General features: G+C 40.5%; 19 protein-coding genes. 7 read left to right on the forward strand and 12 right to left on the reverse strand.

Translation table 11 applies throughout. The annotated features are described in order from the left end of the window. Window positions 1-60: 60 nt before the first annotated feature. A complete protein-coding gene (locus AWH66_RS02355) occupies window positions 61-927 on the reverse strand; it encodes a BrxR family helix-turn-helix transcriptional regulator (RefSeq protein ID WP_042766510.1) in 867 nt (288 codons plus the stop codon). Window positions 928-1,211: 284 nt separating this feature from the next. Between AWH66_RS02355 and AWH66_RS02360 the strand changes: the two genes are divergently transcribed. The 4 genes from AWH66_RS02360 (at window position 1,212) to AWH66_RS02375 (ending at window position 7,707) form a co-directional block, all read left to right on the forward strand. Beyond that, window positions 1,212-4,970 (forward strand): ATP-binding protein, encoded by a 3,759-nt coding sequence (locus tag AWH66_RS02360; RefSeq protein WP_167360923.1) that lies wholly within the window; start codon window positions 1,212-1,214, stop codon window positions 4,968-4,970. Continuing rightward, entirely contained in the window at window positions 4,967-5,608 is a 642-nt protein-coding gene (locus AWH66_RS02365) for a condensin complex protein MksE (protein WP_063605095.1), read from the forward strand. Before AWH66_RS02360 ends, AWH66_RS02365 begins: the two co-directional genes overlap by 4 nt. Then, window positions 5,609-6,850 (forward strand): hypothetical protein, encoded by a 1,242-nt coding sequence (locus AWH66_RS02370; protein ID WP_060989096.1) that lies wholly within the window; start codon window positions 5,609-5,611, stop codon window positions 6,848-6,850. Window positions 6,851-7,077: 227 nt separating this feature from the next. Then, complete coding sequence (locus AWH66_RS02375; protein WP_063605096.1) at window positions 7,078-7,707, forward strand: DUF7281 domain-containing protein; 630 nt, start codon at window positions 7,078-7,080, stop codon at window positions 7,705-7,707. Between the two features lie 190 nt (window positions 7,708-7,897). Here AWH66_RS02375 and AWH66_RS02380 read toward each other — a convergent pair whose 3' ends face one another. The 11 genes from AWH66_RS02380 to AWH66_RS02430 form a co-directional block, all read right to left on the reverse strand. Next, on the reverse strand, window positions 7,898-8,107 hold the full coding sequence (locus AWH66_RS02380; RefSeq protein ID WP_047103481.1) for a hypothetical protein: 210 nt from the start codon (window positions 8,105-8,107) through the stop codon (window positions 7,898-7,900). Window positions 8,108-8,164: 57 nt separating this feature from the next. Continuing rightward, window positions 8,165-10,033, reverse strand: coding sequence for a hypothetical protein (locus AWH66_RS02385; protein WP_063605097.1), 1,869 nt, complete (start codon window positions 10,031-10,033; stop codon window positions 8,165-8,167). 359 nt (window positions 10,034-10,392) lie between these two features. Next, a complete protein-coding gene (locus AWH66_RS02390) occupies window positions 10,393-11,628 on the reverse strand; it encodes an SNIPE associated domain-containing protein (protein WP_063605098.1) in 1,236 nt (411 codons plus the stop codon). Window positions 11,629-11,637: 9 nt separating this feature from the next. Continuing rightward, complete coding sequence (locus AWH66_RS26105) at window positions 11,638-12,996, reverse strand: SNIPE associated domain-containing protein (RefSeq protein WP_063605099.1); 1,359 nt, start codon at window positions 12,994-12,996, stop codon at window positions 11,638-11,640. 187 nt (window positions 12,997-13,183) lie between these two features. Next, window positions 13,184-13,672, reverse strand: coding sequence for a hypothetical protein (locus AWH66_RS26110; RefSeq protein ID WP_240495588.1), 489 nt, complete (start codon window positions 13,670-13,672; stop codon window positions 13,184-13,186). 41 nt (window positions 13,673-13,713) lie between these two features. After that, on the reverse strand, window positions 13,714-14,307 hold the full coding sequence (locus AWH66_RS02405; RefSeq protein WP_063605100.1) for a hypothetical protein: 594 nt from the start codon (window positions 14,305-14,307) through the stop codon (window positions 13,714-13,716). A gap of 11 nt (window positions 14,308-14,318) precedes the next feature. Then, on the reverse strand, window positions 14,319-15,902 hold the full coding sequence (locus AWH66_RS02410) for a TnsD family Tn7-like transposition protein (protein ID WP_063605101.1): 1,584 nt from the start codon (window positions 15,900-15,902) through the stop codon (window positions 14,319-14,321). A gap of 4 nt (window positions 15,903-15,906) precedes the next feature. Then, a complete protein-coding gene (locus AWH66_RS02415) occupies window positions 15,907-16,821 on the reverse strand; it encodes a TniQ family protein (protein ID WP_063605102.1) in 915 nt (304 codons plus the stop codon). After that, window positions 16,814-18,208 (reverse strand): ATP-binding protein, encoded by a 1,395-nt coding sequence (locus AWH66_RS02420; RefSeq protein WP_063605169.1) that lies wholly within the window; start codon window positions 18,206-18,208, stop codon window positions 16,814-16,816. Before AWH66_RS02420 ends, AWH66_RS02415 begins: the two co-directional genes overlap by 8 nt. Next, window positions 18,198-20,375, reverse strand: a complete 2,178-nt coding sequence (locus AWH66_RS02425) for a Mu transposase C-terminal domain-containing protein (protein WP_009696734.1) — start codon at window positions 20,373-20,375, stop codon at window positions 18,198-18,200. The genes AWH66_RS02420 and AWH66_RS02425 overlap by 11 nt, the downstream gene beginning before the upstream one ends. Next, window positions 20,365-21,228, reverse strand: coding sequence for a heteromeric transposase endonuclease subunit TnsA (locus tag AWH66_RS02430; RefSeq protein ID WP_063605103.1), 864 nt, complete (start codon window positions 21,226-21,228; stop codon window positions 20,365-20,367). Before AWH66_RS02430 ends, AWH66_RS02425 begins: the two co-directional genes overlap by 11 nt. Window positions 21,229-21,678: 450 nt before the next feature. Between AWH66_RS02430 and AWH66_RS02435 the strand changes: the two genes are divergently transcribed. The 3 genes from AWH66_RS02435 (at window position 21,679) to AWH66_RS02445 (ending at window position 26,100) form a co-directional block, all read left to right on the forward strand. After that, entirely contained in the window at window positions 21,679-22,080 is a 402-nt protein-coding gene (locus AWH66_RS02435) for a hypothetical protein (RefSeq protein WP_063605104.1), read from the forward strand. Window positions 22,081-22,231: 151 nt separating this feature from the next. Further along, window positions 22,232-24,352, forward strand: a complete 2,121-nt coding sequence (locus tag AWH66_RS02440; RefSeq protein ID WP_063605105.1) for an ATP-dependent nuclease — start codon at window positions 22,232-22,234, stop codon at window positions 24,350-24,352. Then, entirely contained in the window at window positions 24,352-26,100 is a 1,749-nt protein-coding gene (locus AWH66_RS02445; RefSeq protein WP_063605106.1) for a UvrD-helicase domain-containing protein, read from the forward strand. The genes AWH66_RS02440 and AWH66_RS02445 overlap by 1 nt, the downstream gene beginning before the upstream one ends. Window positions 26,101-26,173 lie beyond the last annotated feature (73 nt).

The following is a 26,173-nucleotide window of genomic DNA, read 5'->3' on the forward strand; positions in this document are numbered from 1 at the left end:
AGAATATACAAAACAAATATGTATAGCTGTCTATACGCTAATTTGGTTGTTTAGTGATGGTCATCGGTTTCCTGATTTAAATCCAGGTACTAGGGCTCGAATAGAGTCAACATGCTCTAGCTCGTGTCTATTCATCAACTGCAAGTTGAAGGCATGCGGCGGCAACGAAGCATTAGGCGTACAGTCTACGTGGAGGTCATTGAGCACGTAACCAGCTAACGCTTCATTGGTTGTAATGTTTCGCACGTATTGCCCCTCCATACCTAGATCAATAGCTAAGTCATTTCTATTTTCATGCTTAGAGTGCGGTGCAACACTTAGGACAACGTCACGGTTCCAAAGAGTATCGTCCTTTATAGTCTTGTCGTATGAGCTGTCAGTTTGCTGAGCCTTAAGAATTCGACTGACTCTAAAGCACAGGAATTTACGTCTTTTGCTGTCCCAAGCACGGATGTGCCAAGCCCCAAGTCCTTTGAATAGAGAATGAGGCGTCAGGGTTCTAGTCTCGGTGCTAGTTGAGGAACTATACAGGACAGAAATACAGTGTTTATTCAGAATCGACCTTGTGACTTGAGAGACGATATCAATAGATAGTGAATCCAACACTGTCGCAAAGCTGCTTACACCATAAGTTGTTACTGGAATGGAGTTAAGCTCCTGACCCCATGCTATTAACCTCAGAGCTGCTTCTGGGTCATGCTCAAAAGCTGGGCTAAACGATGCTGACCTCATGTATGCTCGCAGGCTTTCGTTGAAAACCGTGTTGTTGGGAAAACGTTCTTTGTAAGCATTAAAAGAGCGGCTTGCTGTTGCAACGGCAATATCACCGTGCTGAATAAGGTCGGAGCGATTCACTTTCCCAAAGAAGCAGAGATAGAAATCAATCAGCCTTAGTCGTTTGGTTTGTGGAGATTCGACACAACGCACAATGATTACCCTTATCAAAATGAACTGTACTAATTTACTCTAACGAATCATTTGATTCCAGTGTAATATGGCACTAGTTGATTCTTTGACCGCTAGTAGACACGACACACTTGGCTCTTTTGGGTGTTGAGGCATTTCTATCTTAAACGCAGCCTCTTAACTCTGGTGGAAGTTGGAAGCACAAATAATGGACTTACTTAGTGGCAGCCGAGTCAGTAAGTTTGTTGTAGAACATTCACTAACCGAGGGGTTGAGAATATCTCTACCGCGCTGTGATGAAAGAAATGAATAAATCTGAAACAAAAAGCTCAAAACTACTAGGGATCGTACTTTTCCACTCCTTTATCCCTGGGAAACTATTCAAGGTCAAGGCTATCGGGCATAGCAACAATACGGGTGATAACGGAGCTGGTAAATCCACTTTGTTAAGCTTACTTCCAGCGTTCTATGGAGCCGATCCGAGTAAGCTGGTAGATAGACAAGCGGATAAAGTTTCCTTTGTTGATTACTACTTGCCCACCCCAAAATCTGTCATCGTGTTCGAATATGAAAAGCTTGGTGAGAGAAAGTGTTCTGTAATGTATCGAAATGGCTCCAGTGTCGCTTATAGGTTTTTGACAGGAACCGCTGAACAATTGTTTTCTCAGCATTTGTACGACGAGCTAATTAAGCAAGGAAGTGAAACTCGAACATGGCTTAAAAACCTTGTGTCTCAGTCAATGTCAGTAAGTTCGCAAATTGAAACTAGTGTCGATTACCGTTCAGTAATTCTAAACAATAAAAAGCGTTTGGCCCAAAGACGCAGTGCGGGTAAAAACTTAGTAGCAATCGCCCATGAGTACTCGTTGTGTTCTGCGAGCCATAACATGAATCATATCGACATTTTGACGGCGACAATGATGCGTCACAAGAAGATGTTGAGCCGTTTTAAGACGATGATTGTGGACTGTTTCTTGAACAATACATCGATGGACGATGTTCCATATAAGAAAGAGTATATCAACCTAGCAAATAGCCTAGATGTGTTTGTTCAACTAGACACTAAAAAGAGCAAGTTCGATGAAGCAGTTGCAAGTAAAGACAGCCTTGATGAGTACATCAAGCAACTAAACTCCTATCGAGCTCAAATCGCTTCTTATCTGCGTCAACTGGCACTAAATGACACTCAGTTGTCTGACAAAATTCGTTTGCAGAAGGAGTTGCACGGCTCCCTAGTCAGTGAGAGGAAAGATAGACTTCAAAAGCTTGATACTGAGTTAAGCATTCATCGGACTGAGTTTGAAAGGAAATCCAAAGTAGTTGATGCTATTTACAATAAGCGTGACAAGTACGAGAACGAGGATGATATTTTAGAAAAAATCACGCTTTACAATAGCTTGAGTGACTTGCTGAAGGAAGCAGAATCTGCAAGGAAACATTATGACAACTTACTGGAAGATGTAGAAACCGAAGAAAGTACGTTTAACAGTCAGGTACAAAAATTGGAACTCGAATGTGCTAATTTCCGCTCCAGTAAGCAAAAAGAGATCAATAACATACTTAACACTAAGGAAGAGATATTCGAGCAAAAAAACGACCGTTTAGAGGCGATGCAGAGTGACCTCAACCTTCAAAAGAAAAAGTTGCAAGATGAGTTTGATGAACAGTCTGACAAGATAAGACAAGAACAATTCCGACTTGCAATTCTAGAAGGGCAGTCTTTAGAGTTCACACCAGAACAAAAAGGCGAACTACGTAGTCTGGAAAGTGATCTTGAGAGTAAGCGTGAACAACTTAACGCTTCCCACAATGCAGTAATTCATTTGAATGAGCAACTACGTCAGGCAGAGAAAAATCATGAGAACAGTCTTTCTACTTACCATACATGTACTAGCGAATTAAAAGAAATTTCAGATGAAATTGTTTCTGTTAGTCGTGCATTATTGCCAGCAAAAGGATCGCTCAACGAGTACCTAGATCAAAAAGTGCCTGATTGGCGCGGCAATATAGGCAAAGTAATCACTCCTAGTTTGTTAAATGCGAAAAACTTGAAACCATTTTTCGACCCAGAAGCTACGGAGTCGATTTTTGGTCTTTATTTGGATCTGGATTCAATCGCACTTCCTGATTTTTGTCTGAGTGAAGAGAAGCTTTCAGAGCGATTAGAGACTCTAAAAATCAAGGAGTCAGAAGTAGAAGTTCGGCAAGGTAAAGCGAAGAGCAGGGCCAAAAGTGATGAGCAAGAAGTAGATAAGCTTCACAAAGAAATAAAAATTCAAAGTCAAAGAACAAAAGTCTTTGAGGAAGAACTGAGCAAGCTCAATCTCCTGAAAGATCAAAAAACAGTCCAGTTTGAAAGTGATGCTGAAAGTCGTACATCTGAAGTTAAGAAACAGAAAAGCGTACTAGAGTCTGAACTTTTTACCATCAAGTCTGAGCTGAAAGAAAAACTTGAAAACGAAGAACAGCGCCATCAACAAGAGCGTGTTCAGGTGAAAGCTAACTTCGATTATCGCTTGTCAGAAGAGGACGCGAAAAAAAATGCTATTGATGAGCTGATCAAAAATAAAGAAAACATAACTTCAGACAGAGTTAGTGACTACAAGTTAGCGTTCAACCAAGCCTTGATGAGTAAAGGAGTAGATCCAGTCAGTATCGAAAGAGCCAAGTCGAAGTGGGAATTTCTCGAACGCCAATGTGAGGAAATAAAAACATTTCAAGCTTTAATTCACGACTATGACACTTGGCTAGAATCAGAATGGAAATATATTGATAGCTACAATTCTGAAATTTTGGTTTTAGATCGACAGATCAAGGGAGGTGAAGCGAAGAGAGACGACTATGAGAAGTCGGTAAACAAAAGAATTGATGAAATATCGTCTTCAATCAAATTAGATGAAGACGATCTCATTACAGTCAAGGAGGCCATAGCGCAGCTTACTACTTGTACTAACAGTCTAGAAAAAGCGGTCGATGAATCGGATTTAGTTAACGTAGAGGATGTCTCTGTAGATTCGGAATTTCATTCTGTTGAGCACGCAGTGAGTCTAGTGACGGATAAAATCACTGCGATTAACACTCTTAAGAAAGAAATCGTTAGTAAAGTAAAAGACGTAAGTAACACAATCTTAGGGTTGGACGACAACAATGAAATAAAGATGATGTGGGAACAGATGCGCTCTGCCACCATGACGAAGCTTTCAGAAAATTATGACTATGCTATCAACTACGATAGTCCTCAATTTTCCCTTGCTTGCTTGGGAGATCTTGAAGAGCTTGTCCTTAACGTGATTCCAGATGTTAGGGATGTTAAAATTGAGACACTTCGTTCAATATCGACTCAGATTTCTAACTATCACCAAACCCTTAAACAGGTGAATAGTAAAGTAGATTCAGTTTCGAGCACTTTGGACAAGTCGATTGAAACGGGCAATCCTTTCCCTGCTATCGACAGCATACACATCAAACTATCAAGCAAGATACATACTTTTGATCTTTGGAAAGACCTTAATCTATTTAGTGTCGAATTGGATAGATGGTCAGGTGCAACCTCAAGAGGTCTACCTTCCAAAGCGTTTCTTGCTTCCTTCAAGCAACTGTTGGCTTCATTTAAAGAGGCTCAGATATCTAAAAACCTAGAGTCTTTGGTCGAGATGGAGATAACGATTGTTGAGAATGGACGCCCAGCAGTGGTTCGGAATGATGAAGATTTAGAAAAGGTCGGCTCCGAAGGGATTTCCAAACTAGCTATTATCGTTGTTTTCTGTGGGATGACTCGATTCTTGTGTCAGGATGAAGACGTTGCCATTCACTGGCCGCTCGACGAATTAGGGAAAATTTCTATTTCTAACCTGGCTATTTTATTCGACATGATGGCTCAAAAAGGTATTTGCTTGTTCACAGCTCAGCCAGATCTGCATCCAGCTACTTACAAGTACTTCGCCACTAAAAATCACATCGTGAAGAATGTAGGTGTCAAATCATTTATTGGTGGACGTAGAAGCAGAGTCAATCCATTGCTTTCTGAGTCGAAACAAAATCAGTCTACGGAGGTGGTTGAATGAATAAGTTTGAATCGGTTTTCCGAATGCTCATGAGTAAAAAGGTGATATGTGAATATGCATCTCCTATTGAGTACACATACTTATCCGATACCAGAAATCGAAGTGACATGAACCAATACTTGTCTCGAATAAGCATGACAACAGTCGAAACACAAGACGGCCTAGGTTTTTACTGTGGATACGAGAACATCGATAACACTCGAAAGAAAAACGAAGTTCTCAAAGACTTTGAAGTTTTTTCGCAGACGATGGAAGGAATAATCGCTTGGCTCAAACTAGCCCGAAATATTGATTCAGACTCCAGACCTATCATGGCTGGTGGCAAGCTTTCGGAGTCAGAGTTACTCGCAGCAATAGAGGAAAGTAACTCACTTCAAAATCAGCTTGATCATATTGCACACAAGCTTAAAAGAGCCCATAAAAGCAAAGAGAGTAAAACGAAGCTGAGGTCTATCTTAGATTATCTTGTCCAAGAAGGATACTTTGTATCTCCATCATCAACTGGTTCTCTCTTTATCGCTACAGCGAAATGGTCATTGCTTTATGAGACTTTGGAGTTTATCGCTACTAATGAAGGGATGCTGGAAAGTGAAGCTGATGGTGGAAATGAATTAGATACTCAAATGGGGTTGATTTAGATGTCTCGACAAGTGGAGTCAAAAGAAGCTGTGCGAGCTTTAAGCACTCATACTGAGGTAGTAGACGAGGCTTGCTATGAGCAAGCTGGAGTACTTCATCATAGTGAAAGCAATAAAGCTGCAATTGCAGCACTTACAAAACATCAGTTGGCATATCACTTAGATGATGAGCATGGAGTCCAAGTTCATTCTTCTGTTAAACGTTTACTGGATAGGGTAACTAGTCGTTATAGATTCAGAGAACGTCATGGTGAGTTTTCTAATCAGATTGAAAACTTGGATTATGCCGTTGACAGTTACCGACGAGTTAAGGACTTTAATGACGATAAAAAACAACACTACTTAGATGAAATTCGAGAGATAACAGTCGAGATAAATGACGCCTTAGTTGAGACCGTATCTTCTTTTCATAGGATCGTTGCTGATGAATTCAGCATGGTCACTGATGTTGATGACAAAATTCGTCAAATCGGTCGATGCAAACGTGAGATCGGTAGAATCAATAGTATCTTCGAGCATTTAAGTGTGAAAAAGCTAAGGGAGTGGGTACAAACTGACATTCACCTTGAGCGAATTCTTTTGAAGCTACTTAAATCTAAAATCGATATAGCATTGAAGGACTTAAATGTATCAAACAAAAAAATGGTCGATATGTTGGCAAAGCTTCAGCGAGATAAGAAATCTTCCAAGCTTAATCGCATTATTGATGTTTTTGCAGCTAAGTTCCAAGATGACAAAACCTTTTCGCCATCTATAGATTCCATTGAATGTTTGCCTGACTGCTTGTCTCAGGTTTCGGAAACAGAAGTACGAGCCTACGGAAATACTAACAGTGACATTCAAGCTGATGACTTAATTGTTCTGGCTGTAAGGGCTCTTGCTAGCTGTGAGAGGAAAAAAGGTAAAGCTTCAGATTTAGACAGTATCGAAGTTACGGATGTCCGTGAAGATGAAGAAGAGTTTGAACTAAACGAGGTAGATGAAGCGCTAGAGTTAATGTTTGAGGCAATAAAATCCAACCCTAACATTCTCCCTCTATCTGCTGCGCAAAGCTATACACTGTTTGATCTCGATATAGAACTGGAGGACTGGCTTTTACTGGTCGATGGTTACATTAGTGCGCAAAAAGTCGGTTTGAAGAGTATCGTCCAAATTAAGGAAGAAAGAGAAGTCGTATTACCTTATGACGGTAATGTTATTATTAGTGATATTGTTTTTGAAACAATCGGAGGTGCTAAATGACGCTATCTCTATCGCTAATTAATGCTGCTAAGAGGATTGTTGTTAATTCGAGGGAGAGGATTCCTGCCAACAAGTCCAATACTGAAGTTTGCAGGCTCGTAGAAGTCGGGGCTGTTAGTGGCAATTCAATTCTTTTATCCCGTTCAGAATTGAGGGAAATTGAAAAGTATTTTACTTCAACATTGGGACAAAATCTTCTGACCTTTCAACAGAGTAGCAACTCTCGGATGGATACTGCACGCCCTGGTATTAGCGAGAAGTCTGCAAAAGGTGGTGTGTTTCAGCAGCTCATTAGCTTAGCTGGTAATGTGAATGTCCCTTTAAAGAACCAGCCAGATGTACCCAAAGAAGCTAGGTATGTAGCTTCTGTAGAGTTGGATGATCTAGATTTCCCGCGTTTTAGCCGAGTACTTATTATCGAAAATGGCGAGCTAATGGTTCGATGGAAAGACGTTGTACTCTCTTTGCCAGATGAATGGCAATCCGCTGTGCTCGTTTACCGTGGTCACGGAAAAAACCAAAAAGATCTACCTACTCTGATTGAATGCTTTGACAACAATGCCGTTGAAGTAGGCTTTTTCTATGATTACGATCCAGCAGGCTTGGATATGGTTGAGCAGCTAAGCAATGCTAAGCACTATTGGGTTGTCCCTGCTTTAAATCTGGAGTTATTTCGAAGTATCAATAAGCTCGATGAATTTTTGAAACAACTAGAGCAGCTTGACAGGCTCAAGAGCAGAGATGTCAGCGTATCGATACGAGAGCATTTAACTTTCATTGAGAAGAATACATTGGCAATAACGCAAGAGCACTTGATTAAAAATCAGTGCCAGTTGGTGAGCTGTGAGCTTAGTTAGTCATTTCACATAAAAAATCCCCCGTTCTTATAAGGGGTGACACTTTTTAGTGCAATGGTCTTCTCAATCGTACTTCAATAGCACGACTAGCTTGTCGACCATTGCAATGATACAGATGCTAGGTGAGTGTTATTGCGGCTTTGCTACCGCAATAAGCTCTAATTTTTTACAAATGCATATCATTTCACTGCTACGCATATGAAATCGTTCTTGAAAATGGCGGATATTTTTCGGTGGCGTCTTTTATTGTAAATGTCCGAACTAGGTTCCCCTCTAAGTCATACTCTTCGTATGTTTCGTAGTCGGAGTCAAGCCTTCCTTTGTCTTTTGATTCAGATTTTATGAGTCTATACTCGTGATCAGGGTTAAGCTGAAGCTCTTTTATGTATTCATCATTCATTTTGTAGTCCTTGAGTTTTAGATGTCTATGTCCAGCGACACGACAAATACTTGAGTGTTATTTAGCAGTATCTTGTGATGCTTTCGCCTTTGATTTTTGAGCTGTGGTTAGTTCATTTCTAAGGGTCTCCAACTCTTTTTCTAGGACTTTAGTCTTTTCTTCTAAGGAGTTAGCCTTATGTATCAGCTCTTTATTTTGCTCTACTAAGATCTTTTTTTGGTTTGGTACATTTAGTTGTAGACCTATTTCTAGCTCATCTTTGTAAGGGATGATCGGTTCGAATAATTGTTGATAGGCTCTACCAATAGCGCCTGAGAAAAGCTTCAGTTTAGGCGTATCTACACCACAATTAATTATGTGGTCATTTGCCACGCCAGGGTATGGATCTATGAAGATTACACTATCAATTTTCAACTGATACGCTTTTTTTGCGCAGAGTTCACATGGGCTAGCTGTAGTGTATAAATATCCATGTTTTACTGGCATCCCACCATACTTAGAGACTTGAAGAAAAGCGTTCTCTTCGGCATGAAGAGCTCTTGTATGAACTTGGTTCTTTTCTCCATCAATAGAGTTTTTAATGTCTTTAAAGCAGTAGGAGACTGGTTTTCCACGGAATGATTTGTTAGTGGATTCTGTAAATGAATAAATGTTTCCGAGGCTTGTTCTGAACTTAGTGTTTTCTCGTTCAAAAAGGCTAAATGCAGACTCGTCTTCATTGGTCAATAAGTCTTCCGCCCTTCGTAAATTACATGGCGTTTGACCTTGAGCCACATTGTTCCAACCAACAGCTTTAATTGACTTGTCTGAATCTGTAACTACAGCGCCAACTTGGCGAGAAAGGCAACCTGAGTTTAGTTTTGCATTGTAAGCTATCTGCATGCAGCGCTCATCTTGAGAAGGCGTAACTAGACCTGGATGCATTATCAGAGATATATATTTAATGAGTTGCCTTTTAAGGGATTTCAACTTGTAGTTGTCATCTGGGTTGTAGAGGTGGATGTCTGAAATTTCAATACATCTCTGGAGGTCTAGAGACCAAAAACGATCCTCACCTTTTAATGAATCAGGGTTCTCTCTTGAATCAATGGCCTTAATATCTTCCTTGGAAATACTTGATTCTGACAGTAATCTATTGATTCGTTTGTCATTTTCAGTGGTTACTGAAAGCAAGTAGAACGCAGAGTATCTTTCTCTGAAAAAAAATGCTTCGTAAGGGTTTCTTATTGCATCTAAAACTACACAGACATTTTCCCCGTCGCTCTTTGACTTATGCCTTAATACCTTAATCAGTTTGTTCACTCTCTGTGAGAACATATAGATTTTACTAGAATCGTAATCATCTGACACGGCAGTGCCAGATTTTCTGATGTTATTGCCTACTATCTGATAAAACTTCGTAAATGAACCTGGTTGAACTCTATGAAGGATTTTTCGTAGTTTATCTGTAAATTCGGGTAACTCATTGAAGTAAAAGTCATAAATTTCTTTGTTGTATAGGTTGTCTTTACACTTCTCAGCATGTTTTTTAGCACTGTCTCTTTTTTTGTAGTACTCGGAGTAGCATTGTTCGAGCTTTTCATCTAGAGATTCACTATTTGTTCCGAGCTCATTATCTAGCGTTGCCTTATAAAGCTTGTCAAAATCTTTAAAAGGTAGTTCTAATAAGAAGGTCGATACGACGTCACTCATTCTAATATGGTGGAACTTACACCAATGTTCAGATAGGTAGTTATATACAATTCTATATTTTCTTTCTTCGTCATTAGGAAACGCTGCTTGATGCGGTTTTGGCGGGTTGAGATCGGAGAAAGTATTGTGTTTCAGTAACTTTGAAAGAGTTGTACACCCAGAACCAGTTCTTCCAGTAAGCCCTAGTATTATGAACTTGGCTCGCTCTTTGTAGATTGTCTCTAGACCAGTCATTGTTTTAATTATCCTATCAGATTCAAACTTCTACATTCTTTCAATATCGGAAAGTATATCGTATGCAATTAATTGTTTAACATTATACTGATTAGGGTCTTTACTCAACAGTTTGCACCGTATTGGTGATGCGAGGCACAGTGATTAATAGATCTGATGATATTCTTAAAGACGGTCGTGATGAGCTAAGTCTGTTTATTGTAAGCACAACGTGTGGGTAATTTAGATAATAGTCGATTGTGTAAGCAGTAGGCTCGAAACGGGCGTCGTGTTTTCGAGTTAACAATCAGAGCTTACTTAATCACACAAAGGCGCACCAATTGGTTCGCCTTTGCCAGTAAGAACATTGTGTCACTAAGTTATGCTGCTATCTCATTTAGCTCGTAGTTACCTTCGTAGTTTTTCATTTCTTCCAGGACTTCATCTGCGGAAACAAAGAAGAACTCTTTCCTACCATTAACAAGGTTTACTCTTTGTTCGGCAAACCTTGTGTGCAAGAATCGCTCAAATGTTGGTGCATCTTCAGTAAATGCGAATGCGTGGACATCAAATAGTTCAGGTACTGAAGCATCACCTAGCTCTTTTACTCGGTCATTTGGGTCTGCACGTCGTGTCATTCCTATCTTGACGATGCTATCGCCAAACGACAATTTATTTGATATCACATACACATACCCAGCTCTTGTTTGCTGAGCTAGAGAAACTGCTCTTTTCTCTTTTTCACGAAGCTTTTCCAGTTCTTGCTTATGCAATTCATACAAAGCCTTTTGCTCTGAACTGCTGGATTCAAGTTTACTAAGTTCTTCAGCAACCAAGCGCTCCATAACTTGTCGTTCTTTCTCTGCTTTCTCCGCAGCAGCTTTTATTCGTTTTTCCTCACGTTCAGCTTCTCTTTGAATCTGAAGCTCTTGGCGTTCTTCATCCTTGAGTTCTTGCTTGAGCTGGGCGATCTCGTAACCCAACCTTAGTTCCTTAATTTTCAGCTGCAAATATTCATTTTTTAGGTGTGTTTTAACTAAGTCTGCTGAAGAATTAATCTCCTCAAAGGTTTTTTGAGTGCGCTCTATAAGTCGGTTGATATTGTTCCAATCGACCAAGGCTGAAGCCGCTTTAAACTCGTTATCTAGGCATCGTAATCTTAATTTGATTTCTCTGTTAAACAGTTTTTTAGCCTCTGATTTTTTACCATTAACAGCGACGTTTTTGCCCATAGAGCAGATACATGCCCGTTTATCGCTAACGAGTTGTTTTATTGCCAACTTAGTCTCAGAGTATCTGCTCTCAAGACTTACTAGGTCACGTGACTGGGATAGGTTGGTGTAAGATATTGAGTCAGTCGTGCCGACACCAAGGTAGTAATGAGAGAGTTGTTTTTCACCTTCTTTCAGGAGGAACAGCTCTTTTTTATAACTCTCTTGTAGAGCTTGGTAGTTCTTTGCAATATCTGAGAGTAGTTGTTCTTTCTCAGTTACTGGGGCATAAACTTTCTCAATATCTTCATCTTGCAGTTGTAGTTCTTTCAGTGAAGAACGAGACCTTATTAATAAAACCAGTGAGAGCACAGTAAACGCAGCTAAGGCGATAGTAACGAACATAGACACTCCTTAAATTGACTGTGGTAACTGGTTAGAAGCGGAAGCTGTTTCCACTGTTTCTCGTTTGCGAGCTTCTCTGATTAGGTGGCTCTCACGATATTCTTTGGCTTCTACGTCGAAGTACCAATCGCATTCAACACTAAGTTCTTCCATTGCTGTTGCAACTTCTTGAGGAGTCACTCTGAAGAACTCTTTGCGATGATTTTCAATGTTCACCCGTGCCTTATTAAACTTGCGGTGAAGCTCTTTCTCTATTTTCGGCGCATTCTCTACAAAGGTTAAGGCATGCACATCAAATTTGAATGGCACACTGGCATCACCTAGCTCGTTGACTCGATCCATAGGCTCTAATCGGCGCGTCATTCCGATTTTCAAGACACCTTCCCCAAAGCTACCGATGTTAGAGATTACATATATATAACCAGCTTTCGTAATTTGAGCTTGAGAGGTTGCGCGTTCAAACTTACTTTCTAGCTTTTCGATCTCTTTTTGCATTTTGGCGATCTTTTCTTCCATACCTAGAGCATCGGTACCGTGAAGTTCTTTCGCGAGTTTTTGTGCTTTCACAAGATCTGATTTTTTATAGTAAATCTCGTCTTCCAGATCGTCCGTATCACCTCCAGATTGCTTAGCCTGTTTAGCTTGCTCTCGCAGGAGTGCTTGTTGTTTCTTCTTTTCTTGTTTAATTTTCTCTTTGTGAAGCATCTCTTTATGCCAGATGGAGAGTTCTTCTACCTTTAAATTGAAGTATTCTTCTGAAATAGCCACGTTTGCTGTTTCACCGAGCTTCTCCAATTGTTGTTCTAATCTGTCTAGTTTATTTAAGGCGGTGTCGAAGCTCGAGTGGCGCATTTTCTTTCGAATCATATCGAACTCAGCATTAAATGCTTTGAGAAGAAGGCGTCGGTATGAAGTGACCATCTGCGCTCCTTTTGCTTTACTACCAAACCAATCCCAGTCTGAATAGGCACTTGTAGCTCGACCCGATTCAATAACCTGATACTGATGTTCAATGCAAGTGGCAATTTTATCTTTTAGTGACTGGCTGTCATCAAACTTGTAAGCGGGTGGAAAGAGGCCGACGTTAATGTATTTCATTTGCTCTTTGTTTTTAGTTGCTTCGTCTTTAAGCCTTGAGTAGATAGGCCTTCCATACTCAATTTTTGTTTCAACGTCGCTAATTTGATTATTCAAATCTTGAACCAATTCCTCGACGGACTTTTCAGCTAGAGCTTTCTGCTTTTTATCAATATCTTCCAGAAGACTTTTATGCTTTTTCTTTGTAGAGCGAGTGGATAACAAGAAGGTTAGCGTCAGCAATGCTAGTACGATCCATACTAACTGGTAGGATTCAGCAGTTTCAGGCATTGATATTCCTTTTGTAAATGTTAAAGCGTGCAAATGCAATGATACCCATTGCATAATTATGGTTAATCATACTTTATATTATGAGAAGGATCTAAGGAACCTGTATGTGGCTCATTGTACAGGTTTAGGTCGGAAGGGAATTGTGCTTACGTTTGCATTTGGAAGCCTAGCAAAGCGTAAAAGTTGTTTATTCTCTAGGAAGTTGCACTAGCTTGGCTTTGATCATTCTTTCATCTGAGTTCAACCAGTCCTCAACGAACACCTCAAACAAAGGGTCATCAATCAAGTCACAGGGTTTGGCGGTTACGTATTTATGACTTCGCGCTTCTGTTGAGACTAATCTCTCGTAGCCTTCTAAGTCTCCTTTATCTAAGTATTTAGAAACTAATGCTGGTGGAGCAACAGCTCGCTCCACCAATACCGATTTCTCGGAGATCATCCAAAGTAGAATATCAGTGTCGTCTCGGCCTTCTCGCATGAGGCTAAGATTGTTTTTGAGATTATCTATAAGATTAAAATGCTCATCGAACTGAAAGGACGGGTAGTACCTCCAGCCGTTCACATTGATACAAAGAGCGTCGTGCTGCTCTTCGGGTAATTCCTCATGAGAAATGAGTTCTAGGCCGTTGAGAAGCGAGACAATAGCTTTTAATCGCTTAGTTTCGAGCTTTTTCATCAGAACTCCTCACAGCGATCATTGCGTTGGTCATCATACGGTTAATTTTCGTCGGTTGAGTCTTGGTCATTTTCCAATTTGTTACATTCAGCGATAACTTCTCGGTGACGTCTTTGTTTTTCTTTGTTTTCTTCTTTTTCTGCTTCAATACGCCTCATGTCTGAATACCACACAAGCCATTCATTCAATGTTATAGATTTGCTCTCAACAGCGATTTGATTAAATGTGAGCATGTAATCACAGAACATGTTGAACACTTTCGCTTCATCGTCTCTTCTTAAGAGTGATGCAGGGCTAGTTGTGACATAGTTACGACTTTGCTCAAACAACTTTTCGGCTTTCATGTATTGTTTCATGCGTGCCTTGAGGAAAACTGGGCGCCTAGCAGGTACTTTGTAATCCCAAATTTGATAAGTTCTTTCAGTAAAGAACCACTTAACTGAGTTTTCTTGTTTGATGATCTTAATCAGGTTAAGACGTGGTGCTAGGTACGGATGAATGTCTCCATTTTCATCAAACTGCTCTCTCGGATAGAGCCTTGTATTATTAAGAGTCACAAACATCGCGATGTCACGTAAGTGAGGTTTGACTTCGTGTGCTTCGAAAATTTGTTTGAATGTACCGAGAAATTTCATAGTAATTGTTCCTAATTTTTGGATTTTGAGACGATTTCTTCTGCTTGCCCAATCGAAACGGGGAGGCGTTTTCTGTTTTTGATTAATGAGTGTTGTGAGTCCACCTGTCTTTCGACGTCTGACACCGAAGTTGCCTTCTTTACGTGTTGCTTAATTTGTTTAGCCAGCTTTTTATCTGCCAGATTCCAATCAATAGATTGATGGTACTTAGCAGGCTCTCGTTTTGGTAAGTGCTGGTTTAGCCAGTCCTTGTCATATCGAAATAGCCACATGTAGCAACTGCTCGAATGTTTAATCTCTGTCCTAGTTAATGTTGGATTCTGGGAAATGATCTTCTGGAGTGTTTGACGATATTGATGTCGTTTTTGGCAGAACCAGAGTCGTTTTCTCCATGCGGATAATCCTGACATCGCATTTATTTGCTGTTCTACAGTACCAACGCTAACACCGCATAATTTGGCGATATCTCGTCTATGAATCCCGCGAAAAGCGAGTCTCAATATTTGGTCGACTAATGCATCGTTGAGTCTTTTAAATCGATGCTTGATTGTCACCCCATTGCGCTGCGCCATGGCTGCCAGAAAGCCAACCGAACATCCTGTCGCCTTGGCGACAGAACGAAGCGAGTTTCCTGAGGCCAACTCGGATAGACAGACACGAGGCTTATGAGATTCCCGACTACAATAGTTCGAGACCTGAGAAGTTTGTCGAAAGTAACACTTGGCGTTCTTCGCAAAGAAAGCACCAACCAATGCATGCTGTATGTAATGGTTGTAGTGGTCGTTTAGGAGAAGGCACCTTAAGAAATTGAATTTATATAGCTTCGAAGGCAGTAGCTTTGCACCAGTAAATAGAGGAGCCCAAAAGTCTTGTAGACGATTGACGGCTTCTGATTGCCTGATCTGTCCTTTCGGAGTTAACAAATGGGTCTTAATCATCCAAGATGAGTGAGAGGGTGTAGCAATATGCTCGTATCGACGTTCGCATTCATAGCGATGCCAACTACTGATGAATTGCGATAACCTCAACGCTCGTTCTAAACAAAGATCAGAACCATGGAAACATCTATCGTAAGGTGTTGGTGGTAGTTCGATGCGTTTGTTAAGGCCATCGGCATCTGTCGGTGCATATTGCAGCCAACAAGCATGCTTTGGACAAACGAACATACCGCAATACTGATGTACGGTACGCCAAACACCATGCCCCCATTTCAATGTGTCTTCCTCAAGGCATTGCGGACAGAACTTTAGTGCGCTGCTAAACCTTAACCGAGAAGAAGTAGTACGTGATAAGACCGCGATGTGACTGCCATCATTGCTCAACAGGTGCAATCTAAGTCTTGCTTTGCTTTTGTTATCTTGAAGGCAAGCGCCGACAACAGGGAAACAAGTACTGTTAAACAACAACCTTTCTGCATCTATTGAAGTCTGTTTGGCAACTTGTTCGAGCATGCAAGGAAGCTGGGGGTTAATGCGAACATCTGTGCGCCCTAGGAGAGCTCGGTTTTTTTCGCGTAGCGAGCGTCTTGGTGAGGCTGCGTGGTGTCGCGCAACAAGGCTATAAAAGGCTTCACCAGCTATTTCGTGCAGGTACATAAGTCTATAACTGTCCTGTAGCAACCAGCATGAGAATGTAGATCAGTGGTGGACTAAATCTGTTTGTTGAAGTCGATAAAAATAAGCGTGTAGTCCTCATAGTGGGAGAAATTATGTGATCATTTACCTTCCTCGTGTTCGAGAAGTACTGCTCTAGAGCGCCTTTCCCTAGAGTCACGAAAATCTCTTTGTACCAATCGCCACAAGCTTTCTTAAAAGCCAACGTTTCAGTTTGCTCAAGCGTAAATCCGATGTGTGCCAACGTATTTTGTTGCACTGATTCAAGGCATAGGGTGAGCGTTTGATCATTTAACGCCAACATAAGCTGTTCAACTTTTAGCATTGTTTCATCATAGTACGCTCCCTGACTTGTCATGCTGGAACCACAGCTCGGACAGATTAATGCTGGGGTTTGCATTCGACTAAGATTCTTTACAGTGTAAGTGCATGAAGAACAGCTATTAATGAGCCTCGTTCCGTGTTTGTAGCAGTGAAAAACACCCTGTAGTTGGTGCTGTTGGTGAAAATATGAAATACCAACAGTATCTAAGTCTTCAGAAATACAGTCTTTGCAGTAACGCCAAAAACGATTATGTACCGTTTGGGATTGTGTGAAGTCGATGTAATATGGCTTTCCTTTCAAAAACAATGGTAGCTCGCGTTTCTCTCGCTCGTTGAGGAAAGACTCGATGACGTTACCGTGCATATGCATTTGCCAAATCGAACGATTGTCATCATTAAGAATATTCATCAGTATGGCGTCTAGGTCAGACATGACTGTAACTGGCGACGCACTGAAATTTGCCAGCCCTACACGTTTTGCTGAAGTAGCAAAAGTGCCAAAAGGGGACATAGTATGAACTCGGCTAAGGAAGCTTCTTAGGTGTTCGTTCGGTAGCAGGTACAAGATGTTATTCATACTTTCTAGCCTGCGCTAGTAAGGCTTCAGGAGTTAAGCTCTCTAGCATTTCTTGGTCTTTCTCAGTAAGGCTTACGGCAGAACGAGAGCTTCTTGGGGATTGCTTACAGACTTGGTTGCCGTCAATATTTGAGCCACTTTCTGAAAACAAATCCTGTTGAACCGAGTGCAATTGAGATAAAGGATTGCAATCCTCATATTTATAAAACTGACCTCGCTTTAGTGCCGTTAATGCGCCTGAGACCAAGAGAAATTGCTCTTTAAATACATGGTCTAGAGCAGCCATGCTTAGGTCTTGATTGTTTGGTGTTAGATAAGTCAGATAAGACAATGTGGCCTTTATTAGGCTGCTTGCGATAGCAGGGATCCCTGCTGATAAGTAGTGAACATGGCGCGTTAGAGTATCAATGTCAGTTGTCTGATTTTTAAGTAATTGTGTCGGGCACATTTGCTTAATGAAGCGTTTCCAAAACGAGCTTTCAACATCACATTGCTCTAAGATTAGCGACCCTGTCTTTCCAATTCGCCTAGCGGCAGTCATCTCTTTAGAAAACAGATTGAGTGTTGATAGTGTCCCGACGAGTAATAGTGGTACACCAACCTTGTTAAACAACTCTTCCACGAACTTTAGTGTGGCGTTCTCATTGTTACCAACTTTCTCGTACTGTCGAGTTTCAGATAGGTTCTGAGCTTCATCTAGAACAATAATCCCAACACCATGGATGAGTAGCGCCTTACGAACCGCAATCATGAGCGCCGTAACTGAGCTTTTCTGATGTGACTCATAATAATTCTCACCAGTTACCGAATCGATGGACTCAAGAATCCTCCAGAGTAGTGCACGCTGCCCGCGGGCTGTTGGGATATCGATCTTAAGCCAGACAATTTGTTCGTAGATGAACCTTTGTCCTTGGTACTCTTGATGTGAAATGACTTGAGGAATGGCAGACAAGATGCTTTCTACCATCGCTGACTTTCCGCGACCTGATAGACCTGCTACCAAAAAACTCTGCTGATTTGCGGTTTGCTTTAGAATGCGCTCTTGCCCTTCAGGTATTTCAATAGAGTCGGCAAATTGCAATTGTTTAATATCGCCATACACCAAAGGGTTGCGATAGATATAGCCTCGCTCAATCATGCGAAATACGGTGTCATAAAGGCGTGGGGCTTCATCCTGAACAACATAGCACTCAGATAGGTTATCAATGAATGTTCTGGTGTAGTAACCATGATGCTCAGTAGGGAGCGAACTGACATCAATCATCATGTCAGGAGATAGTGTTGTTGCCTGGATAAATTGTTTAGGTAGCAATGGCATTCCAAGCGCTTCAATCAGAGGATTTTGTGCCATCTGAGAGTTAGGGTGAGGTATATAATTAGCTATCATCTTGTTCATCATCAAAGTCAAAAAAATCAGGTGTTTCCAAGTGTTGGGTATTCTTTTTAGCAGTGGAGCTAGCGTTATCTTCGGAACTTAAGGTTGCTGCTATCTGCTCAGATTGTTTGCTGCGTTCAATAGAAGAGACAATACTCTTTCGTTCTTTGATACCTGTCTGGATAGACTTTGCTGACGATGTTTTTAAGTATCGAGCGTCAGCTTTTGCTTGTTTATCGATTTCATCCAGTTTGTTTAAGAACTCAATTTTGTTAGCGAATGAATGTTCTTCATGAAGGCTTTGTTTTTGTTTGGTTAATTCGATTTCATGAAGGGTCGATTGCCAAATTTGATTACGATACGCTTCAGAGCGATCAGTGAGTTCTAAAGTAATTAGTTCGTTAGATTCAGGGTCTTTACACCAAATAAAGTTCGTTGAATTTTGGTCGTATCGAACTTCCACTGTGTATCGGCCAAAATTACGAGCTTTGTCTAACCATTGTTTATGAATGATTTTGTTAGCGCTGTAATACAGCCCCTTAAAGTAAACGCCCTCCATTCTCACAGTCGCCTTGTCAGCAGGTAGCAAGGCGAAACGAAGTCGCTCTTCAGGAATCTGAGCTGGCGGTATCATCATTTCTTCTAGCCCGTAGAGATATAAGTCTCTAGGAGAGAAACCAACATCATCACGAGACATCTCGAAGTTATGGTTGTTCTTTCTAAGGCGGTTGTTATTGGTATAAATGATTGTTCTTATGAGCTTTTCCATGAATGCTTCGAAGGACATCGACGCTTTTCTAGAAGCGTGTTGCTCTTCCTTGCTGGGTACTTTCATGACTTGACCAGGCACAAATCGAACAGCATTTTGATGAAAGATATCAAATGCTTTCTCGACAGTTCCTTTACAATCCCCGCGATGATACGGAGCGAAACTGGCGATTGATAAGCCAATTTCGCCCTTAAGCATGCTTTCAATATTACGGTCTGTATACTCGGAACCTCGATCCATGACTAACTGTGAGCAGACATGGTGGCACGGCCATTCGTTTTCAGTGATTTCAACGCCATAGCGTTTAGCAAACTGGACTTTGTTGGTAAAAGCATTGAAAAGGGCTTGTGATGCTCCAGTCCAATCTGGGCCGTGAAAACAAGCATGAGTGCCAACAAACATGCCAGACCACGTATCTACAACTAGATAAATCACAGGGCGTCCCGTGGCTAACTGATTGGTTTTGTCGTAGGGGTAGCGTATGTATTGATCAACGACTGTTGCATCTATTTCATAGCGGCTTGTGGGGCCACGAACACCCTGTCGAGCGAGGCCCGCACGGCCTCGGAAGTCTTTTTGAAAATTGGTCGTGCCGACAGCCTTCCTTATCAATTCAAGTTGATCTACGTTTTGTTTAAAATGATATTTAAATGCATTTCGTGAAATGAGTTTGGCCCTTGGAACAGGTAAAGCTATCTCATGTGCTTCTTCAATCATTGGTTTAACACGTGCATACATGAACTTGCGTGTAAACTGATCGTAAAGGTCACTCAGCCTAGCTTTGCCACCGTTTGGAATGGTTTTAGCAAATCGTCGAATATGTTTAATGTCTTGCTGAGTGACTCCACGATAAGGACTTCCATATCTGGTTTTCGGGCCACTTTTGCCTAACTCAGGGTCTTGGTCAAATGACGGTGCTTCAGGTAAAGACTGATTCGTTCCGCAATTTCTCCACAGAGGGAGTAGAGCATTGACATGAGAGCCGTAATACCAGTAACGATTTAAAATTTTTGCTACATAACTGCGGCTGCGACCTGATGTTTCTATCAATCGATGTAAGATTGAACAGCTATCGATAAAAAGATAGTTGTAACGTAGTTCGTCGTTATCGATTAACGGGGCAATAATGTTGAAGCTGCTATCTCTGCGTTGTAACCACTTTCTGCGCTTCTTATCCTTCAGTAACTCTTCGTCCGACATGTATAGGTAAGGGCTAAAGGAATGCTCTAGCACTTTCCATTTGCCCAGTTCTATTTGGCTCAACGTATCACTTAGCATAATCGTATGAGGCCTTTTAGGTCGTTCAACATTGAGCTGAGTGACAGCAATCAGGTCGAGGTCTTGGCAAATATCTACGATAAGATATTCAAGCCCTTTTTTGTCATCGACCAATTTTTGATTAATTCTCATCGTGTTGCGTAATCATCATTACAGGGCGAAAAACTTCTATGCGCTCATTCAGGTCAACGTCTAGTTGACCTGAATACGCAAGATGTTGAAAGATCTCCAATGCAGCAAGTTCGGTTACATCGTGTACTAATGATGCGTGATTCAAATGCTGCTTTAGAGTTTTCTCTGGGGTGTTTATAAGGCTTCTGGTTAGAGTGTTTAACATCCCTTCGCACAGTGGGCCTTCGATTTGACTCTCGCGTATATGATGGTAGGTCTCTCTAAGCCATTGAAGGTTGTATGTTTTGTTGGGGTTTAAGTCTTCATCTGTTATTTGCGTTAGATGATGGTTATAACGCCCCCAGTACATCTCTTCAATTTTGAACTTTTGTTGGGTTCGTGTGACTTTTTGGGGAGACTCAAATTCAGTACTTAGAGCTGAGCTCGGTTTATAGTTATACGGCTGAATGCCAAGCTGGTCTCTCGTCGCATCATATAAGGTGACAACGAAATCCGTGGTCATGGTTGCAGCAGGAATATCTTTACCATCCCTTTCTTTGTATTTAGCAGGGTGCCGATAATTCAGATGTTTAGCCCACTTGAGAGTTTCATTTATCGGTAATGGGTATTGTTCTTGTATATCCAAGACTTCAGGATCGTGCTCAAGATGAAAGAATAGAGCAAGCTCACCTAAGCTGAATAAGTGATGGCAGCGTTTCGTCTTGTGACTGAAAACAATATGAGATAGACCGACACTATTTGAACGTCGAACTGTAATATATGGCTCGTACTCACCATTCTTAATCTTCTTTAGGTGTTTTTCTAATTTTCTGAGCTCATAGTTTGTTATGTATGGTTGCTTAACTATTTTCATATGCCTAACCCTCACTTACTAATATATTGTTAGCAGCCTTTCTAGGTTTTGTCTAACTGGTTGTTCGTCTAAGCTGTTGTAATTAAAGGATTTATTATAACTTATATAATTAGCTTAGAGCTTAGGGAGCTGAATTAGAATAGCTTGTAATTCAATGTGATATTTGAAGGGATACATGGAATTTGCAGTTTTTCATTAGGCTTATTTATTATTCCTTATATAAATCGATATAGAATCTAATGTCCTTATATTTCATTGCTTTAAAAAAGAATTGTTCACGGATCGTACATTTGGAACTCTGACTCAAAAAAAACTGATAAAACATGCAAATTTATTGGTCTGGTTGCTTATTTTCGACAGAGTTAGATATCTTTTTTAAAGGGGCTAATATTACAAACGTGTGATGATTAGTTAGGCTTGGTTATGGTTAGCGCAGAAAGATTTATCAGTATGGCATGGGAACTAGAGCTCACCATCTGCTCATTGATAGCTGAGCATACACCAGAGGGCTACTTGGATGTGTGTAGAGACCGAGCTAAGAGTAGAGGCATAGATGTCTTTAATCTGAACTTTAATGAGTATGAATCCCCCCTAGCTGCTTTCGCAGCAGAAGAGAATCGAGAACTGGTTGCTACTTTGGAAGGTTGTAGACGCAAGACACTTGTCATCTTTGAAGGAGCTGACGCGCTGGCACCTTTGGAGTGTAATGAGACGTTTTGGTTAAGATCTTTACTGGTTAATAGCGATGCTAGTGAGCTTGTTGTTATTTTCTTGGTTACAAGTGAGGGGAAGGTAAGGTTGTTTCAGGATACTGAGGGAGCGTTCTATCGAGATTGCTTAAACTTGAATTAGCCTTCAGTCTCGATGCAGATGATTTAGTCCTTTGTGTGTAGGATACTGAGTGAGTAATATGCAATAAATTGAGCTTTGTCACATGTAGAAGTTGCAAGGTCGATTAGTATCATTGACTTAGTCAAAAACTAGCCTTAAGGCCTTGTTCCTCATGCATATTAGTCAGTTGTCCATTGTTAATTTCAAGAACTTTGAACGTTCAAACTTTTACTTCGAAAAAGACTCAGTTAATACAGTTATTGGAGAAAATGCGTCTGGTAAAACAAACGCATTTCAAGCTATGCGTCTTATTCTAGATGACTCATTACCAGCCAATTCAAAGTTTCTATCTGCCGAGGATTTCCATCGTGGAATCGACGAGCCGTTTGGGCATTGGGTCGTAATAACTCTGTACTTTGAAGGGTTGACTGACTCTGAAGAGCAACAAGTTTTGTCGAACTATATCTTGAATGATGAAGGCAAAAAAGTTGACTCTTCTGATGGTACATACTCATTTATCTATCGCCCCAAGTTTTCTATAAGACAAGATTTGTATGAGCTTACGTGTAAGCACGATGATAAGATTGCTCGCTCTGAAGCAATCCAAGGCTATTTAAAATCAAAGGCAATCACACGCGATACCTATGAGCCACTCGCTTTCGTTAGAACTAAGCTCGATTTCACCGATGAAAATACGTATAAAGCTATGGTGGGCGATTTTGATGAGTATAAATTCCCTGACCCAAGCAAGGAAAGTGAAGCTACACTCGGTAATAAGAAACCACCGTATTTCTCGTTGTTAAATGAAGTTGCTTGTACTTACGTCAAAGCATTAAGAAATGTTGTCGCAGACCTTCGTTATTATAAAACGAATCCACTTTATAAGTTACTAACTCTAAAAAGCAAAGAGATTGAAGATGATAAGAGTGTTGTAGACGACATTGTAGATGTAAACAAAAAGATATCGTCGATCCCTGAGATTAAAGCTCTAAGTGAAGATATATCAAGTTCTTTAGTTAGTACAATAGGGTCTACGTATTCTCCGAAGATCAGAGTGTCATCTCAACTACCTGAAGATTTTGTAGAGCTAGTTCAATCACTAGGCTTGGTCGTTGAAGATTCGTTGGACTACCAAGGTACAGGAAGAATTGAAGATCTCAGCTTAGGTGGTGCAAATTTAATATACTTGGCTTTAAAACTCTACGAATACGAGGTAGTCAGAGATAGTGATGACCACATCACACACTTTTTGATGATTGAGGAGCCTGAAGCTCATATACATACGCACATTCAAAAAACTCTCTTTGAAAACTTCAACTTCAAAAACACTCAGGTATTTGTGTCGACCCATTCAACTCAGATTAGCTCTGTATCCAAGATTTCATCTATGAACATTTTGTCACGAAAGCAGACAAAAACTGAGGTGTATTTACCTTCCAATAAGCTAGAACCTAATCATGTTCAATGTATTGAGCGTTATTTAGATGCGGTGAGGAGCGACATACTCTTTGCAAAGAGTGTAATTTTAGTTGAAGGGGATGCTGAGCTCATCCTGATACCTGCGCTTGTTAAATCTACTCTTGGAATAAGTTTAGATGAGATGGGTATTAGTCTAATTAAGATGGATGGTACAGTTTTTAAACATATCTCTGACCTATTCCATAAGGAACGAATAAGAAGTTATTGTGCGATTCTTACCGATCTAGACGAAGCTTTTGCAACCGAAACAAATGATACATTCGCGACAGATGACTTTGTAAAGTCTCAAATGAATGCGGACAAGTCAGGGAAAGAACGCAAAAAAGCCTTAGATATGTATATAGGAGATAATCCATACGTTAAAGCATTCTATGCTCAAAATACTTTTGAAACAGAGTTAGTAAAATTTGATCAAAACTCTGAATTATTTACAGAAGTTATGGATTCTAACTATAAAAAAGGTAAACACCTGAATAATGTCAAGAGTGAAATCGAAGATAAGGATCTGTGTGTTAGATATAACCGTGCTCTTAAGTTTGCTAAGAAGATTGGCAAGGGTTGGTTAGCTACTCAAATGGTAGAGCACACGCACGTTGATAATCTCCTTCCTGATTATATTTTACAAGCGATTAAGTTTTCTCTTACTGGTAGAAACTTAGACGATATTTGTTTGAAGATGATGGAATTTAATCTGGAACTTATGAAAGCAAAGGAAAAAGCCGCAGTAGACAAAGAAGATTCATTTGAGAGTAAGTTGACCGTGTATAAGTCTTTTTATGCTGATGATACTTTTGTGAGGTTTGTCGAAATATAATGCCATATCGAAACCTAACTCCAGAGCAAATGGATGCAGTTACCTACGTCGATGACATGCTACTTTCTGCCTGTCCTGGCTCAGGCAAGACCAAAACTCTGGTTTCTAAGCTTTATCATATTTTAGATAACTCTGAAGATTTGTTAATAGGTAAGCGTAAAGTAGTAGCTATAACTTATACAAACATCGCAGCAGATACTATCACTGAAAGGTTACTTTCGTACGGAGTAGAAAGTAACTCTTTATGGGTGGGAACCATACACGCCTTTTGCCTTCAATGGATTGTTAGACCCAATATTAATAATATACCTCGTTTATGTGGCGGGTTTGTGGTCATAGATGAGCACGAACGAGAAGCCAAGTTAGTTGAGCTCAAAACACACTACAAGAAAAAAGGTTATGACCAGATAGTTACTTCACTTAACTGCGATTATGAACCCGTGTATAAAAAAGGCTCGGTAGAGTATAAGATCGTGATTGATTACCATCGTTATTTGGCCACTAACGATTACATCGACTTTGACCTAATTCTCAACATCAGTTACCGATTACTTGTCGCCAACCCACAGATAGCACGCCGTTTAGCAAAACTTTTATACCACGTTCTAGTCGATGAATATCAGGATACGTCGGCCATGCAGTATGAGATTCTCAAGCTAATTATTTCTCACAAACAAACTAAACTCACTGTTATTGGGGATAAAGAGCAGGCTATTTACACGGGATTAGGGGCTGTAGTAAAAGGTAAGAAAGAACTAGAACAGTTTTTTGATCTAGATAAGGGAATAGAAGAGAAACGCCTTACTGGTTGTTTTCGTAGCAGCCAAAGAGTTATCAACCACTATCTTAGGTATCAAGATGCTGGTTATGCGGTTAGTGCTCTATCTGAACTTAAGGACTTCCCGTCGGTGGTTCACTTAGAGTCTGCTGTTGATAAAACTCAATTGCCTGAGTATATCAAAGGCATTGTTGAGACTCATTTAGCGCAGGGGATTGAAGGACAAGAGATAGCAGTAGTTTGTCCTAGTTGGTTCGATGTGATGGCATTATCTACAGGAATTGATGCACTAGCGAAATCTTTCGACATTGATGGGTTTTTGATTTCACCAATTCCAAAGAATCAAGACAACCTATGGCTTCCATTGATTCGGCTAGTATTGCTTAAAGTTAATATGAACAACTTTGTTAAGCGTCGTCGGTTAGCTATCGAACTATCCGATAAATTGTATGATGCGGGTTCTACGCAGGAGAGAATTGACCCAAGAGCGCTACTAAAAACTGTTAATTCCATATCGCTCAATATGAATAGTGAAATTGAACCTTGGATAGCGTTAGTTATTGAGAAAGCTTGCGAAAATCTGGAGATTGATCTTTATGAGACGACGGAAGCTTATAAAGCCAAACAAAGCATACTAAGTGCTACTACTGAACGAATGGCTAAGTATGGGATGGATTACAAGGCGTCAGACTTGAGCAGATTCTTTTCATCTTCGAATGGAGTAAAAATCACTACATGCCATTCAACGAAAGGGGATGAATATGACGTTGTTATCTGTACAGGCCTGCTTAATGGTAAAGTCCCGCATTGGAATGACATTATCGATTGTAGTAGGTCACATCAGGACTATGTTGCTAGAAGATTACTTTATGTTATTTCGTCTAGAGCGAGGAAGCACTTATATCTAATTTCTGAAAGTGGGCACAAAACGACCAACGGAAATCCTTACCGACCAACCAGTCAGCTTTAAGGACGGTATGGTAGTTAAGTTAACGCTATTAAGTTGATTGTTCATATGAGCTACAACGACCCACAAAGAAAAG

This window comes from Vibrio barjaei, from assembly GCF_001639065.2.
Lineage (GTDB): Bacteria > Pseudomonadota > Gammaproteobacteria > Enterobacterales > Vibrionaceae > Vibrio > Vibrio barjaei.

Excerpts from the sequence above, each read along its gene's own strand:
- AWH66_RS02360 (WP_167360923.1), top strand. The coding sequence starts at position 1,212 with ATGAATAAATCTGAAACAAAAAGCTCAAAACTACTAGGGATCGTACTT.
- AWH66_RS02365 (WP_063605095.1), top strand. The coding sequence starts at position 4,967 with ATGAATAAGTTTGAATCGGTTTTCCGAATGCTCATGAGTAAAAAGGTG.
- AWH66_RS02370 (WP_060989096.1), top strand. The coding sequence starts at position 5,609 with ATGTCTCGACAAGTGGAGTCAAAAGAAGCTGTGCGAGCTTTAAGCACT.
- AWH66_RS02375 (WP_063605096.1), top strand. The coding sequence starts at position 7,078 with ATGGATACTGCACGCCCTGGTATTAGCGAGAAGTCTGCAAAAGGTGGT.
- AWH66_RS02380 (WP_047103481.1), bottom strand. The coding sequence starts at position 8,107 with ATGAATGATGAATACATAAAAGAGCTTCAGCTTAACCCTGATCACGAG.
- AWH66_RS02385 (WP_063605097.1), bottom strand. The coding sequence starts at position 10,033 with ATGACTGGTCTAGAGACAATCTACAAAGAGCGAGCCAAGTTCATAATA.
- AWH66_RS02390 (WP_063605098.1), bottom strand. The coding sequence starts at position 11,628 with ATGTTCGTTACTATCGCCTTAGCTGCGTTTACTGTGCTCTCACTGGTT.
- AWH66_RS26105 (WP_063605099.1), bottom strand. The coding sequence starts at position 12,996 with ATGCCTGAAACTGCTGAATCCTACCAGTTAGTATGGATCGTACTAGCA.
- AWH66_RS26110 (WP_240495588.1), bottom strand. The coding sequence starts at position 13,672 with ATGAAAAAGCTCGAAACTAAGCGATTAAAAGCTATTGTCTCGCTTCTC.
- AWH66_RS02405 (WP_063605100.1), bottom strand. The coding sequence starts at position 14,307 with ATGAAATTTCTCGGTACATTCAAACAAATTTTCGAAGCACACGAAGTC.
- AWH66_RS02410 (WP_063605101.1), bottom strand. The coding sequence starts at position 15,902 with ATGTACCTGCACGAAATAGCTGGTGAAGCCTTTTATAGCCTTGTTGCG.
- AWH66_RS02415 (WP_063605102.1), bottom strand. The coding sequence starts at position 16,821 with ATGAATAACATCTTGTACCTGCTACCGAACGAACACCTAAGAAGCTTC.
- AWH66_RS02420 (WP_063605169.1), bottom strand. The coding sequence starts at position 18,208 with ATGATAGCTAATTATATACCTCACCCTAACTCTCAGATGGCACAAAAT.
- AWH66_RS02425 (WP_009696734.1), bottom strand. The coding sequence starts at position 20,375 with ATGAGAATTAATCAAAAATTGGTCGATGACAAAAAAGGGCTTGAATAT.
- AWH66_RS02430 (WP_063605103.1), bottom strand. The coding sequence starts at position 21,228 with ATGAAAATAGTTAAGCAACCATACATAACAAACTATGAGCTCAGAAAA.
- AWH66_RS02435 (WP_063605104.1), top strand. The coding sequence starts at position 21,679 with ATGGCATGGGAACTAGAGCTCACCATCTGCTCATTGATAGCTGAGCAT.
- AWH66_RS02440 (WP_063605105.1), top strand. The coding sequence starts at position 22,232 with ATGCATATTAGTCAGTTGTCCATTGTTAATTTCAAGAACTTTGAACGT.
- AWH66_RS02445 (WP_063605106.1), top strand. The coding sequence starts at position 24,352 with ATGCCATATCGAAACCTAACTCCAGAGCAAATGGATGCAGTTACCTAC.